The 11,849-nt window shown below is 63.2% G+C and carries 16 protein-coding genes and 1 other RNA gene; 4 read left to right on the top strand and 13 right to left on the bottom strand.

Translation table 11 applies throughout. The features are described 5' to 3' along the window. The first annotated feature begins 25 nt into the window (after positions 1 to 25). Positions 26 to 907 (top strand): fructose bisphosphate aldolase, encoded by an 882-nt coding sequence (locus AC2FNA_RS09770; RefSeq protein WP_496826048.1) that lies wholly within the window; start codon positions 26 to 28, stop codon positions 905 to 907. A 45-nt stretch (positions 908 to 952) separates the two neighbouring features. On the opposite strand, the gene AC2FNA_RS09765 is transcribed toward AC2FNA_RS09770, so the two are convergent. The 6 genes from AC2FNA_RS09765 to fumC form a co-directional block, all read right to left on the bottom strand. Further along, positions 953 to 1,561 (bottom strand): DNA-3-methyladenine glycosylase I, encoded by a 609-nt coding sequence (locus AC2FNA_RS09765; RefSeq protein ID WP_496826046.1) that lies wholly within the window; start codon positions 1,559 to 1,561, stop codon positions 953 to 955. Beyond that, positions 1,558 to 1,857 (bottom strand): YciI family protein, encoded by a 300-nt coding sequence (locus tag AC2FNA_RS09760; protein ID WP_496826044.1) that lies wholly within the window; start codon positions 1,855 to 1,857, stop codon positions 1,558 to 1,560. The genes AC2FNA_RS09765 and AC2FNA_RS09760 overlap by 4 nt, the downstream gene beginning before the upstream one ends. A 12-nt stretch (positions 1,858 to 1,869) precedes the next feature. Further along, complete coding sequence (locus AC2FNA_RS09755; RefSeq protein ID WP_496826378.1) at positions 1,870 to 2,445, bottom strand: TetR/AcrR family transcriptional regulator; 576 nt, start codon at positions 2,443 to 2,445, stop codon at positions 1,870 to 1,872. A 66-nt stretch (positions 2,446 to 2,511) separates the two neighbouring features. Continuing rightward, positions 2,512 to 2,733 (bottom strand): ribbon-helix-helix domain-containing protein, encoded by a 222-nt coding sequence (locus AC2FNA_RS09750; RefSeq protein WP_496826042.1) that lies wholly within the window; start codon positions 2,731 to 2,733, stop codon positions 2,512 to 2,514. Continuing rightward, positions 2,730 to 2,906 carry a DUF4169 family protein gene (locus AC2FNA_RS09745; RefSeq protein WP_496826040.1) on the bottom strand — a complete coding sequence of 59 codons (177 nt, stop codon included), beginning with the start codon at positions 2,904 to 2,906 and terminating at the stop codon, positions 2,730 to 2,732. The genes AC2FNA_RS09750 and AC2FNA_RS09745 overlap by 4 nt, the downstream gene beginning before the upstream one ends. Next, positions 2,906 to 4,300 carry a class II fumarate hydratase gene (gene fumC, locus AC2FNA_RS09740; protein WP_496826039.1) on the bottom strand — a complete coding sequence of 465 codons (1,395 nt, stop codon included), beginning with the start codon at positions 4,298 to 4,300 and terminating at the stop codon, positions 2,906 to 2,908. Before fumC ends, AC2FNA_RS09745 begins: the two co-directional genes overlap by 1 nt. Positions 4,301 to 4,463: 163 nt before the next feature. On the opposite strand from fumC, the gene AC2FNA_RS09735 reads away from it, so the two are divergent. Then, positions 4,464 to 5,021, top strand: coding sequence for a hypothetical protein (locus tag AC2FNA_RS09735; protein ID WP_496826037.1), 558 nt, complete (start codon positions 4,464 to 4,466; stop codon positions 5,019 to 5,021). A 64-nt stretch (positions 5,022 to 5,085) separates the two neighbouring features. Here the strand turns inward: AC2FNA_RS09735 and AC2FNA_RS09730 are convergent, their stop codons facing one another. The 6 genes from AC2FNA_RS09730 to AC2FNA_RS09705 form a co-directional block, all read right to left on the bottom strand. Further along, positions 5,086 to 5,541, bottom strand: coding sequence for an SspB family protein (locus AC2FNA_RS09730; RefSeq protein ID WP_496826035.1), 456 nt, complete (start codon positions 5,539 to 5,541; stop codon positions 5,086 to 5,088). A gap of 90 nt (positions 5,542 to 5,631) precedes the next feature. Next, positions 5,632 to 6,924 (bottom strand): chromate efflux transporter, encoded by a 1,293-nt coding sequence (chrA, locus tag AC2FNA_RS09725; RefSeq protein ID WP_496826033.1) that lies wholly within the window; start codon positions 6,922 to 6,924, stop codon positions 5,632 to 5,634. A gap of 121 nt (positions 6,925 to 7,045) precedes the next feature. After that, the gene (locus AC2FNA_RS09720) at positions 7,046 to 7,477 is read right to left on the bottom strand and encodes an ester cyclase (RefSeq protein WP_496826031.1); all 432 of its coding nucleotides are present in this window, start codon (positions 7,475 to 7,477) and stop codon (positions 7,046 to 7,048) included. 101 nt (positions 7,478 to 7,578) lie between these two features. After that, positions 7,579 to 7,927, bottom strand: a transfer-messenger RNA (tmRNA) gene (gene ssrA / locus AC2FNA_RS09715). A 50-nt stretch (positions 7,928 to 7,977) separates the two neighbouring features. Then, a complete protein-coding gene (locus AC2FNA_RS09710; RefSeq protein WP_496826029.1) occupies positions 7,978 to 8,208 on the bottom strand; it encodes an aspartate aminotransferase in 231 nt (76 codons plus the stop codon). Between the two features lie 34 nt (positions 8,209 to 8,242). Next, complete coding sequence (locus AC2FNA_RS09705) at positions 8,243 to 8,977, bottom strand: FadR/GntR family transcriptional regulator (RefSeq protein WP_496826028.1); 735 nt, start codon at positions 8,975 to 8,977, stop codon at positions 8,243 to 8,245. 220 nt (positions 8,978 to 9,197) lie between these two features. Here AC2FNA_RS09705 and AC2FNA_RS09700 point away from each other — a divergent pair, with 220 nt between their 5' ends. Both AC2FNA_RS09700 and acuI read left to right on the top strand, forming a co-directional pair. Beyond that, a complete protein-coding gene (locus AC2FNA_RS09700; protein ID WP_496826026.1) occupies positions 9,198 to 10,292 on the top strand; it encodes a dimethylsulfoniopropionate demethylase in 1,095 nt (364 codons plus the stop codon). Between the two features lie 90 nt (positions 10,293 to 10,382). Further along, on the top strand, positions 10,383 to 11,375 hold the full coding sequence (acuI, locus tag AC2FNA_RS09695; protein WP_496826024.1) for an acryloyl-CoA reductase: 993 nt from the start codon (positions 10,383 to 10,385) through the stop codon (positions 11,373 to 11,375). A 53-nt stretch (positions 11,376 to 11,428) separates the two neighbouring features. On the opposite strand, the gene AC2FNA_RS09690 is transcribed toward acuI, so the two are convergent. Beyond that, complete coding sequence (locus AC2FNA_RS09690) at positions 11,429 to 11,812, bottom strand: VOC family protein (RefSeq protein ID WP_496826022.1); 384 nt, start codon at positions 11,810 to 11,812, stop codon at positions 11,429 to 11,431. Between the last annotated feature and the right edge of the window lie 37 nt (positions 11,813 to 11,849).

Below are 11,849 nucleotides of genomic sequence, written 5' to 3'. Positions count from 1 at the left end.
CGGAATCATTAGACGGGAAAGACTTATGTCCAAGGCACAAATGCGCGAACAGATGGCAAATGGCGCGGGCTTCATTGCGGCCCTGGATCAGAGCGGTGGCTCGACCCCCAAGGCGCTGGCGCTTTATGGTGTGGACGCGGCGCAATACGGCTCCGAGGAAGAGATGTTCGCCGAGATCCAGCGCATGCGCGCCCGGATCATCCTGGCCGACGATTTCACCAGCAAGAAGGTGATCGGCGCGATCCTGTTCGAACGCACCCTGGGCGAGAGCATCGAGGGCCGTGGCGTTGCCGATTACCTGTGGAACGTCAAAGGTGTGGTGCCCTTCCTCAAGATCGACAAGGGGCTCGAGGACGAGGCCAACGGCGTGCAGATGATGAAGCCGATTCCGGGCCTGGCCGCGACCCTGGCCAAGGCCGAAGGCGTCTTCGGCACCAAGGAACGCTCGGTCATCCACGAGGCCAATGCCGAAGGCATCGCCGCCGTGGTGGCACAGCAATTCGACGTGGCGCGCGAAGTGATCGCCGCCGGCATGGTGCCGATTGTCGAGCCCGAGGTGAACATCCACTCGACCACCAAGGCGCAGGCCGAGGAGATGCTGAAGGAGGAAATCCTGAAGAACCTCGATACACTTGCCGAAGGGCAGGACGTGATGCTGAAACTGACCATTCCCAGCACCGCCAACCTGTATGACGCTCTGGCCGATCATCCCCGCGTGGTGCGGGTGGTGGCGCTGTCGGGCGGCTATTCCACCGATCAGGCCTGCGACCTGCTCAGCCGGAACGGCAAGATGATCGCCTCGTTTTCGCGCGCGCTGACCGAAGGCCTGTCGAAACAGCAGTCGGATGCCGAGTTCAACACGGCCCTGGGCGGCAATATCGACAAGATCTATCGCGCCTCGCTGTAAGAGCCGCAAAATACGGGAACCGGGCCGCGATATCGCGGCCCGTTTTCATTCGGGGAGCGTGAAGTCTGCCCGCAGGCTCGCCGCCTTGTCGCGCATGACGCAGCCGTGCGCGTGATCATTAACCAGCCCCATCGCCTGCATGAAGGCAAACACCGTGGTGGGGCCGACGAATTTCCAGCCGCGTTTCTTCAGATCCTTCGACATCGCGGTCGAGGCGGGGATGATGCTGGCCGTCTGCGGCTCGGGCATCTCTTCGGGCCTGGGTTCATACGACCAGACATAGGCCGCCAGACTGCCATGTTCGTCCAGCAGATCGCCCATCCGGCGGGCATTGTTGATCACCGCTTCGATCTTGCCGCGATGGCGGATGATGCCGGCATCGCCCAGCAGCCGGGAGATATCCGTGTCGTCATAGATGGCGATGCGGGTCCAGTCGAACCCGTCGAACGCGGCGCGGAAATTCTCGCGCTTGGCGAGGATGGTGCGCCAGCTTAGGCCGGATTGAAAGCTTTCAAGGCAGAGCTTTTCGAACAGGCGCCGGTCGTCATCCACCGGATAACCCCATTCGCGGTCATGATAGTCGACGAATTCCGGCGCCGCATTGCACCAGCGACAGCGCGGCTGCCCGTCGGGGCCGGGGATCGTGGTGCTCATGCCGCGACCGCGGGCTGCAGAAAGGCGAAATCGGCGCTGGTGCGCGATGGCGTGAGTTCGAGGATCTCGGCAGTCACCACATCCTCGGCCACAAACGGATCGGTGGCGACGCGGGCCTCGACCTCGGCGCGGGTGGCGGCGCGGGCCAGGATGCCACCGCCCAGTTGCGGCTGAAGGCTGCCCGCAACATCAAAGACGCCTGCCTCAAACCCCTGTTTCAGCCAGTCCACATGGCCTGCCATGAACTCGGGCGCGCGGGCTTTGTTGTTCGAGAATTTCAGCAATATCAGGAACATTTGGCGATTTCCTCAAGTTGTCTTGGAGAGAGTGTCATCGAGCCAGCGGTGCATGTCGGCCACTTCGGTGCCCAGAAACCCTTCGTCGTGAAAGCTTTGCGCCAGCGTGGCCGCGCCCTGGCTGCGGGCCAGCAGATGCATCGCCAGTGCGGATGCGTCGGTGCCCTGTCCGGCCTCGGTGAATTGACGCTGCAACCAGTCGCGAAACAGGGTGAACAGCCCGTTGGCCTGCCCCTGCGCGGCGTGATCCAGCTTGCTGAGTTCGGTACAGAGCGAGCCGACGGGACAGCCGTAACGGGTGATCTTGGCGCGGTTCATGATCATCAGGTCGATGAAACTGGCGATGCGGGCGCGGGGGCTGTCGCCGGTGCCCTGCCAATTCTCCAGCATCTGCGCGGTGCGGGCCAGTCGCAGCCGGATCACCTCGGCCAGGATCTCGTCCTTGGTCTTGAAATGATAATAGAAATTGCCGCGCGAGATACCCACCGCCGCTGCGATATCGGCGAATGAGGTCTGCGCGAATCCCTGCCGGTAGAACAGGTCATCGGCGGCAGTGACGATCTGTTCACGGGTCTGAGCCTGTGCCATATCCAACCTCTAGGATGCATGTCCTAGAAGTTTTAGGTCAAGCGTCCTAATGCTGTCAACCCACGTTCAGCGCCTGCTTTGATACCAGTTCAGCACATAGACCCGGATGGCCGAGGCCAGGCCGGTCTCGGGGTCGCGCGCGGCATCGATATCGCCCGCCAGAACATTGATCGGTATGTCTTTTTCACGAGCGATCTCGCGAAAGGCCCGCCAGAACGCATCCTCGAGCGAGACCGAGGTTCGGTGCCCCCGCAGCGTCAGCGAACGTTTGACGGGGCGGCCGCTCATTCCTCGACCTCGTGGCCGTCATGATCGCGCCGGGCCTTGTCGGCGCGGGCGCGCTCCAGCTGTTTGTCGGCCTTGCTGCGGCCGAATTTCACCGCGTTTTCATCGGCACGCGCCTTTTTCTCGGCGCGCGCCTTCTGTTTGCGGAACTGGTTGAGGTTGACCGGTTTGCCCATCAGTCGCGCGGCCCGATCATCTGTTCGGGGCGCACCACCCGGTCAAAGGTCTCTCCATCCACAAAGCCCAGCCGCACCGCCTCTTCACGGAGGGTGGTGCCGTTCTTGTGCGCGGTCTTGGCGACCGTGGTGGCGTTGTCATAGCCTATGGTCGGCGCCAGCGCGGTGACCAGCATCAGGCTTTCGCGCATCAACTGGTCGATCCGTGCGGTGTTGGCGCGGATGCCCAGCAGCATCCGCTGTGTGAAACTGTCTGCCGCATCACCCAGAAGTTGCATGGATTGCAACAGGTTATAGGCCATCATTGGATTATAGACATTCAGCTCGAAATGCCCCTGCGAGCCTGCGAACTTGATCGCCGCATCGTTGCCCATCACATGGGCGGCGACCTGGGTCAGTGCCTCGGCCTGGGTCGGGTTGACCTTGCCCGGCATGATCGAGCTGCCGGGTTCGTTTTCGGGCAGGATCAACTCTCCCAGCCCCGACCGGGGGCCGGAACCCAGAAAACGGATATCGTTGGCGATCTTGTAACAACTGCCCGCCACCGTCGCGAGCGCGCCGGACAGGAAGACCATGGCGTCATGGGCGGCAAGCGCCTCGAACTTGTTGGGCGCGGTGACCAGCGGCAGGCCGGTGATCTCGGCCATATTGGCGGCCACCGCCTCGGCCCAGCCCGCGCTTGTATTCAGGCCGGTGCCCACGGCTGTGCCGCCCTGGGCCAGCTCATGAATGCCGGGCAAGGCGGCCTCGATCCGGGCCAGCCCCATGCGGATCTGCTGGGCATAGCCCGAAAACTCCTGTCCCAGGGTCAGCGGCGTCGCGTCCTGCGTATGGGTGCGGCCGATCTTGATGATGTCGTGGAATTCCTCGGCCTTCTGTTCGAGCCCGGCCAGCAGGGCGCGCAGCCCCGGCAACAGCACGTCGCGAGCGGTCATTGCCACCGCCACATGCATCGCGGTGGGAAAGGTGTCGTTCGAGGATTGCCCCATGTTCACATGGTCGTTCGGGTGTACCGGGTCCTTGCTGCCCAGCGTCCCGCCCAGCAGTTCGATGGCGCGGTTGGCGATCACCTCGTTGGCGTTCATGTTCGATTGCGTTCCGGACCCGGTTTGCCACACCACCAGCGGGAAATGGTCGTCCAACTGACCTGCGATAACTTCGCCCGCGGCGGCGATGATCGCATCGGTCAGGTCCGGGGCCAGCGCGCCGGTTTCCTTGTTGCGCCGGGCGCAGGCCTGTTTCACCACGCCCAGCGCGCGGATGACGGCAACGGGCTGACGCTCCCACCCGATGGGGAAATTCTGGATCGAGCGTTGGGTCTGCGCGCCCCAATACCTGTCTGCGGGAACCTCCAGCGGGCCAAAACTGTCTGTCTCGGTGCGGGTCGCGGTCATCTGCATCTCCATCTGGTGGCCTTGTTCCGTCAAAGATAGGGTCTGACGCAGGCAAGGTATAGCGCGGCAGCGATCAAATCGGAGGGGGAGGTGAACTCGTTCATTGTTCCGCCGCGCGCGGCCTGTAATATGTTCGTGAAACCCCAGTACAAAGGAGCGCCCGATGCCTGCCATCTCTCTTTCCGCCCTGACACGTCCGGTTCTGGCGCTGGCATTGCTGATCTCGCTTCTTCTGGTTCCCGATGCCTTTGCCGGAGAGGCGGCCCGCTTTGTCGGCACCTATCAAGGCAGTGCCGAGCTTCAGCGCACCGATGGTACGACCGAAATGCGCGATATGGACGTGATGATCGAGGAAACCAAGGACGGGTTCACCGTCAGTTGGTCAACCACCATCCAGAAGCCGGACGGACGTATAAAGGAAAGCGACTATTCAGTCGATTTTCTGCCCAGCACGCGTGACGGCGTCTATGCCGCCGCGATGCGACGCAACGTGTTCGGCCATACCGTGCAACTCGACCCGATGAAGGGAGAGCCCTATGTTTGGGGCCGCATTGCGGGCGATACGCTGACGGTGTTCTCGCTGTTCGTGGCCGATGACGGCGGATACGAGATGCAGCAATTCGACCGGACCCTTGCCGAGGGCGGGCTGATCCTGAATTTCTCGCGCGTCAAGAACGGTCGGCCAGCCAAGTCGGTCGAGACATTCTTGCAGAAACAATAGCCCGGTTTCGCAACGCCTGCCGCATTCTTGCAAGGATGGCGGGCGTTTTGGATGCGATCACGGATCAGGGTTTGCGGAAACTGTCCAGCGACACCACCTCGGCATCCGATTTCGGGGCTTCGGGCTCTTCCTCGACCTCGATATCGTCCTCGTCATCCTCGTCGAAATCCGGGCTTTCGAAACGCAGGCCGAATTCCACCGACGGATCGACAAAGGTGCGGATCGCGTCATAGGGGATGTAGAGGGGTTCCGGCGAGTCGCCGAAATTGAGCGTGATGGCGAACCCGTCCTCGCCGACGTCGAGATTCTCGTACCAATGCTGCATCACGATGGTCATTTCGCCCGGATAGCGATCGGCCAGCCAGTCTGCCAGTTGCACTCCCTCGTACCGGGTATCGAATGTGATGAAGAAGTGATGCGCGCCCGGCAGGCCGTGCTGTGCCACATCCGCCAGAACCGTCTTGATCAGGCCGCGCATCGCGGTGTGCATCAGGTTGCCGTAGTCGATGTCTCTCGACATGTAGTGTCCCCATTCCGTCTTGAAGCCCAGCATAGGGGATTCGGCTGGAAACAAAAGAGATCCCGGGCCGCATTTCGCAGTTAGGGCGCGTCAGAGGAAATGGCTGCCGGCGCCGGCCAGGGCCAGCAGCAGTACCGTCTCGCCCATGCCCCGGCGCAGCGGGATCATCCAGACCGCTGCCAGCGCGACCAATGCCAGGGCCAGCGGATCCAGGCTGTTCCAGTCCGGCAGGGGCAGTGCGACCGGCCCTGCGCGCAGCACCGAGATCTCGGAGAACAGCACATGCATGGCGAACCAGAGCGACAGGTTCAGGATAACGCCAACTACAGCCGCAGTTATCGCGGCCAGCGCAGCCGCTGGGCGGGGACGTCCGGCGATATGGTCAAGATAGGGCGCGGCGGTGAAAATCCAGAGAAAACAAGGAACAAAGGTCGCCCAGAGTGCAACCAGGCCCGCGGCGACCGCCAGCGCCGGACCGCCGGCCAGATGGGCGCTCAGCATCGCGACGAACTGGGTGACCAGGATCAGCGGGCCAGGGGTGGTTTCGGCCAGCCCAAGCGCGTCGATCATCTGGGCCGTGGTGATCCAGTGATATTGGTCGACCACCGTCTGTGTCATGTAGGCCAGTACGGCATAGGCGCCGCCAAAGGTGACCACGGCGAGCCGGGCCATGAACCAGCCGATATCGGCCAGCAAGGGCGGACCCGAGACGTCCAACAGTACAAGCGGGACAAGCCAGAGCGCCAGCAACGTTGCGGCGATGCGAAAGGGTGGAGGTGGCAGGGCGGATTTGCCGGCGACGCCCGGCTTGGTGCTAAGAAATCCCCAGAGCGCCGCCGCGGCGACAATCAGTGGAAACGGCAGCGACAAGGCGAAGATCGCCGAGAAGGCGAGCCCTGCGAGAAGCCAGGCTGCCGGTGAGGTCAGCGCCCGTGCCGCCAGTTTGCGCAAGGCCTCGATGACGATGACGATTACCGCCGCCTTGACGCCCAGAAACCCGGCCTGCACCACAGGCACGGTGCCGACCTGCACATAGACTGCCACCAGCGCGGCGATCACCAGCGCGCCGGGCAGCACAAACAACGCTCCCGCCAGCAGGCCGCCCGTCACCCCGCGCAGGCGCCAGCCGGCATAGGTGGCCAGTTGCATGGCTTCGGGGCCGGGCAGCAGCATGCAAAGCGATAATGCGCGCAGAAAGGTCTGCTCGTCCAGCCAGGCGCGGGCCCCGACCAGTTCGCGATGCATCAGAGCGATCTGCGCCGCCGGCCCGCCAAAGGAGAGCAGGCCGATGCGGCCAAAGACACGGGTCAACTGGGCAAGCGACGGCGGCGGGTGCCCCCCGGTTGTCGCGGCCTCCCCGCCTTGCGCGTCAGTTGCCGTCATGCCAGCGCCCCCCTCGCCATCCCGCCAAGTGCAGAGTGCTGAGCAACCCGGATCGGGAATTTGCAGCGCTGCGGCATCTCGCTATCGCGTCGGGGGGCAGGGCGTCAATGCCGCGGCGCGGTCACGCCCATTCCAGCCGCTGGCCCGTCATGCAGATGGGCAGGGTGTCTGCGGGCATTTGCCCCAGCTGCTCGAACAGCGAGATCAGGTCGAACTGGTTATAGGCCTCGACGATCTTGCCGCCCTTGTACCGGGCCATCACCTGACCCGTGACCTCGATCGGGGCGCCATTGTCGGCGCGCGAGGTATGCACATGCAGGATCGCCGACAGCCAGTCGCCGTTTTCGATCGTCTTGGGGATGTCCACCCGGATATCGCCCAGGTGATAGCGAAAGGCCGAAACGAATTCGCGGAAATCGTCGGCGCCCACCTGCATCTCGGGGATCAGTCCCTCGGCCATCGTGTCGCCGGCAAAGAAATCATCAATCGCATCGACATCGCCTTGCTCCCAAACCCGGGCATACCATTCCTTCAACAACTCGGACTTGTTCATCTGAGCCTCCATCGTCGCTGTCCTCACAATGCGCCCGATTGGTGAACGAATGCTGAATGACGTCGATGAAACGCCGATCAAAAACAGACTTATTTAGGGAAAGTGCAGGTTTCTGTTGCCAGGTACCTGCGAACCCCGCCTTACGCTGCTAGGCGCAAGGGCTTAGATTTCGGTGTTTCGGACTGCTTACGCAGCCAGAGCGACCGGAGCACGATTGTCGTTGGCAATTATGCTTTACGGACCGATAACGGTGGTACCCCGCCGAGACAAAGCTAACCCCTTTAGACGTCCGTCGATCCTGTTTCGGCCCCAAGGTCCCCCAACGAGGGTATCTGGTGGAGCCGCCGGGTACCGCCCCCGGGTCCGATCCGCTTATTACGAGCGCGTTTATGTCCATAGTTCCCGAGGGAACGGCTTGAATATAGTCGCTCCAGCAGCGGTTGCAACGGCAACCGACATCCTGCGAGGATGCCAGCCCGTTTTCCGGGGCGGAAAACGGCTCAGACCAGGCGGCGGATCGGGGCGCTGTTGCAGAAGACGATGACCTGTTCGCGATTCTGCACCGCCTCAAAACCGCGCTGGCGGACCTCGTCCAGGAAACGCTGCATTCCGACATATCGTTCGATATCGCGGGTCTTGCGGCGGATCACCTGACCATGGGTGACGGCCTTGCAGTCAAAGACATCCCGGAGCCAGATTTCGGGGGAGAATGGGTTGGTTGAGGCGAACATGCCCCGAATTTGCCCGGCAAGGGTAAATGCGCGGTTAAGACCGCGCCGCCGCGCGGGCCGCCATGACATCATCCTTGAGCGACATCGTATAGTGCATCAGCTCTGCCAGCGCGGTGTCAGCCTGCGCCGCATTCCCTGTTTCGATCGCCTCGGCGATCCGTTCATGCAGCGACACGATGGTGCTGCGCGAGCGCGCGGTAAAGGTGATCATGTTCATGAGCGGCTGCATCGCCTCGACCGCGCCCGCCAGATGATAGGACAGCACCGGATTGGCAGCCGCATCGACCAGCGCCCGGTGAAAGGCCACGTCCGATGCGCAGAACGCCTCGTCGCTGAGGTCGGGCGCCCCTTGACGCCGGATCTCGTCTCGCATCGTGGCCAGATGTGCTGCGCTACGTCGTTCCGCGGCCAGAGGTGCGCAGGCGCGTTCCAACGCGAACCGCGCCTCGCAGGCAGTGTCAAAACTGACTGCGTTCATCGACAGCAGCAGGGTCGAGGTGGTGATCTGCTGCGCCTGTGCATCCTCGAAACTCAGCCGGTTCACGAAGGCGCCGCCAAATGCACCGCGCTGGGTGCGAATCAGCGATTGTGCCGCCAGCCGCTTCAGGGCCTCGCGCACCGTGGGGCGCGACACCTGAAACTGTTCGGACAGTTCCGCCTCGGATGGCAGGCGCTCGTCCACGATCAGTGCACCCGACACGATTGCATCCTTGATTGCCTGCGCGATCTGAACCGGAAGATCGGTGGCGCTGTTGGGGTCGATCCGCATATTCAAGGCCCTGCACGTTATCGGAGCCGGCACGCGACCGGCGAGAAATCATTTGTCTGACATTTAAAAGTCTGACATTTAGACCCTAGGACGTGAGTCGGCCGAGGGCAAGAGCCGGGACCGGGTATCGCGGCGCGGGCAAGCCGGCGGATCACCGCCGTGTCACCGTATGCGCACTTGTTTGGCCCACATCCATGAACGCTCATCTGGAGGTCTGAGCATGGCAAGCATTTTCCCGTCCCGCCGGGTCCGGCGCACTCCTTTCTCCGACGGTGTCGAGGCCGCCGGTGTCAAAGGCTACACGGTCTACAATCACATGCTGCTGCCCACGGTTTTCGAGAGTCTGCAAGCGGACTGCGCGCATCTGAAGCAGCATGTGCAGGTTTGGGATGTGGCCTGCGAACGGCAGGTCAGCATCAAGGGACCCGACGCGCTGCGGCTGATGAAGCTGATCAGCCCGCGCGACATGGACCGGATGGCCGATGATCAGTGCTACTACGTGCCGACGGTCGATCATCGCGGTGGCATGCTCAACGACCCGGTGGCGGTGAAACTGGCCGCCGATCATTATTGGCTGTCGCTGGCTGACGGAGATCTGCTGCAATTTGCGCTGGGGATTGCCATCGCCCGGGGCTTTGATGTCGAGATCGAGGAGCCCGATGTGTCGCCGCTGGCTGTCCAGGGCCCCAAGGCGGACGATCTGATGGCGCGGGTCTTTGGCGATACGGTGCGCGATATCCGCTTTTTCCGCTACAAGCGGCTGGCCTTTCAGGGGGTCGAGCTGGTGGTGGCGCGCTCTGGCTGGTCGAAACAGGGCGGCTTTGAAATCTATGTCGAGGGGTCGGAACTGGGCATGCCGCTCTGGAACGCGCTGTTTGCAGCGGGCGAGGACCTGAACGTGCGGGCGGGTTGCCCCAACAACATCGAACGTGTCGAAAGCGGGCTTTTGAGCTATGGCAACGACATGACCCGTGAGAACACGCCTTATGAATGCGGTTTGGGCAAGTTCTGCAACTCTCCCGAGGACTATATCGGCAAGGCGGCTCTGGCCGAACAAGCCAAGAACGGACCGGCGCGTCAGATCCGGGCGCTGGTGATCGGTGGCGATATCCCGCCCTGTCAGGATGCCTGGCCGCTGCTGGCCGACGGTCGCCGGATGGGGCAGGTGGGGTCTGCGATCCATTCCCCTGAATTCGGCGTGAATGTCGCGATCGGCATGGTGGATCGCAGCCACTGGGCGCCCGGCAGCACGATGGAGGTGGAGACACCCGACGGCATGCGACCGGTTACGGTGCGCGAGGGGTTCTGGCGTTAGAAGGGGGGCGCTGCCCCCGCCGCGGCAGGCCGCGGCTCCCCCGGGATTTTTTTGGCAAGAGGAAAACACCTCTGGGAAGGAAGTGATCAGATGTTCAATGCTTTGGTGGTCGACAAGGACGAAGAGAGCGGCAAGACGCAGGCCGCAGTCAAGCAATTGTCGCTGGCGGATTTGCCCGAAGGCGAGGTAACGGTGGCGGTCGAATACTCCACGGTCAACTACAAGGACGGTCTGTGCATCGGGCCGGGCGGCGGGCTGGTGCGCAAATATCCGCATGTGCCGGGGATTGATTTTGCCGGCACGGTCGAGGCCTCGTCCGATGAGCGCTACAAGCCCGGCGACAAGGTGGTGCTGACCGGCTGGCGCGTTGGCGAGGCGCATTGGGGCGGTTACAGCCAGAAGGCCAATGTGCGCGCCGACTGGCTGGTGCCGCTGCCCGAGGGGCTGGATACCCGTCGCGCGATGGCGGTGGGCACTGCTGGCTTCACCGCCATGCTGGCGGTGATGGCGCTGGAGGATCACGGCCTGACACCGGGCCATGGGCCGGTTCTGGTGACCGGCGCCGCGGGCGGTGTCGGCTCTGTCGCGACTGCGATCCTGGCTCATCTGGGCTATGAGGTGGCCGGGGTCACCGGGCGGCCCGAGACCGCCGATTACCTGAAATCGCTGGGTGCCACCCAGATCGTGGCGCGTGAAGAGATCAACGAGACCGTGAAACGCCCGCTGGAATCCGAGACCTGGACGGGCTGTGTCGATGCGGTGGGCGGCGCCATGCTGGCGCGGGTGCTGGGCCAGATGAAATACGGCGCCTCGGTCGCCTCTGTCGGTCTGGCCGGGGGCGCGGGCCTGCCTGCTACCGTGATCCCCTTCCTGCTGCGCGGGGTCAACCTGTTGGGTATCGACTCGGTCATGCAGCCCTATGACAATCGGGTTCGGGCTTGGGAGCGGATCGCCCGCGATCTGCCGATGGACAAGCTTGAGGCGATGATCCGGCCCGCCACCCTGTCGGATTTGCCGCAGCTGGGGGCCGATATCCTCAAGGGTCAGGTCCAGGGCCGCGTGGTCGTCGACGTCAACGCCTGATCCGGTGTGAATGGTAAGAGACCCCCGGGGGAAATTCCGGGGGCCTCTCCTTGTCAGGCAGCGGCGGTTTCGAAGAAGCCCACCGAATTGCCGTCGAGGTCCTTGGCGTAAAAGAACCGTCCGGCCGGGAGCGGGATGGCGGGCGAGAGTACCTCGCCACCGGCTTCGGTCACGCGGGCCATGGTCTGTTCCAGCGCACCCTTGGCCGCAAGGTGCAGGGTCGGGCCGCGCCCGTCGCCCGCGGGTTTGCCGGGATAAAGATGCAGGGCCACGCCGGTTTCGGTATTGGCGGGTTTGAACACCGCCATCGGGTTCGGGCCGCTGGTGTCGATGCTCAGTTCTGCACCGGTGACGGTCTGATAGAACGCCAGGCTGCGCTCCATGTCGGTCACGGGCAGTTCGCCCCAGACCAGGAAATGCGCGGGTTTGTAGCTCATCGTCTTACCTCATTGCTTGCGATGAGGGCTGTATCGC

The sequence above is a fragment of the Ruegeria sp. YKSD163 genome, assembly GCF_059612905.1.
This window is presented reverse-complemented; position numbering and strand designations above follow the sequence as displayed.

What these genes read in the sequence shown, in the direction of transcription:
- AC2FNA_RS09760 (WP_496826044.1), bottom strand. Translation starts at nt 1,857, where the DNA reads ATGTTCCTGATATTGCTGAAATTCTCGAACAACAAAGCCCGCGCGCCC.
- AC2FNA_RS09735 (WP_496826037.1), top strand. Translation starts at nt 4,464, where the DNA reads ATGCCTGCCATCTCTCTTTCCGCCCTGACACGTCCGGTTCTGGCGCTG.
- AC2FNA_RS09765 (WP_496826046.1), bottom strand. Translation starts at nt 1,561, where the DNA reads ATGAGCACCACGATCCCCGGCCCCGACGGGCAGCCGCGCTGTCGCTGG.
- chrA (WP_496826033.1), bottom strand. Translation starts at nt 6,924, where the DNA reads ATGACGGCAACTGACGCGCAAGGCGGGGAGGCCGCGACAACCGGGGGG.
- AC2FNA_RS09700 (WP_496826026.1), top strand. Translation starts at nt 9,198, where the DNA reads ATGGCAAGCATTTTCCCGTCCCGCCGGGTCCGGCGCACTCCTTTCTCC.
- AC2FNA_RS09720 (WP_496826031.1), bottom strand. Translation starts at nt 7,477, where the DNA reads ATGAACAAGTCCGAGTTGTTGAAGGAATGGTATGCCCGGGTTTGGGAG.
- acuI (WP_496826024.1), top strand. Translation starts at nt 10,383, where the DNA reads ATGTTCAATGCTTTGGTGGTCGACAAGGACGAAGAGAGCGGCAAGACG.
- AC2FNA_RS09730 (WP_496826035.1), bottom strand. Translation starts at nt 5,541, where the DNA reads ATGTCGAGAGACATCGACTACGGCAACCTGATGCACACCGCGATGCGC.
- AC2FNA_RS09755 (WP_496826378.1), bottom strand. Translation starts at nt 2,445, where the DNA reads ATGGCACAGGCTCAGACCCGTGAACAGATCGTCACTGCCGCCGATGAC.
- AC2FNA_RS09690 (WP_496826022.1), bottom strand. Translation starts at nt 11,812, where the DNA reads ATGAGCTACAAACCCGCGCATTTCCTGGTCTGGGGCGAACTGCCCGTG.
- AC2FNA_RS09770 (WP_496826048.1), top strand. Translation starts at nt 26, where the DNA reads ATGTCCAAGGCACAAATGCGCGAACAGATGGCAAATGGCGCGGGCTTC.
- AC2FNA_RS09750 (WP_496826042.1), bottom strand. Translation starts at nt 2,733, where the DNA reads ATGAGCGGCCGCCCCGTCAAACGTTCGCTGACGCTGCGGGGGCACCGA.
- AC2FNA_RS09710 (WP_496826029.1), bottom strand. Translation starts at nt 8,208, where the DNA reads ATGTTCGCCTCAACCAACCCATTCTCCCCCGAAATCTGGCTCCGGGAT.
- fumC (WP_496826039.1), bottom strand. Translation starts at nt 4,300, where the DNA reads ATGACCGCGACCCGCACCGAGACAGACAGTTTTGGCCCGCTGGAGGTT.
- AC2FNA_RS09745 (WP_496826040.1), bottom strand. Translation starts at nt 2,906, where the DNA reads ATGGGCAAACCGGTCAACCTCAACCAGTTCCGCAAACAGAAGGCGCGC.
- AC2FNA_RS09705 (WP_496826028.1), bottom strand. Translation starts at nt 8,977, where the DNA reads ATGCGGATCGACCCCAACAGCGCCACCGATCTTCCGGTTCAGATCGCG.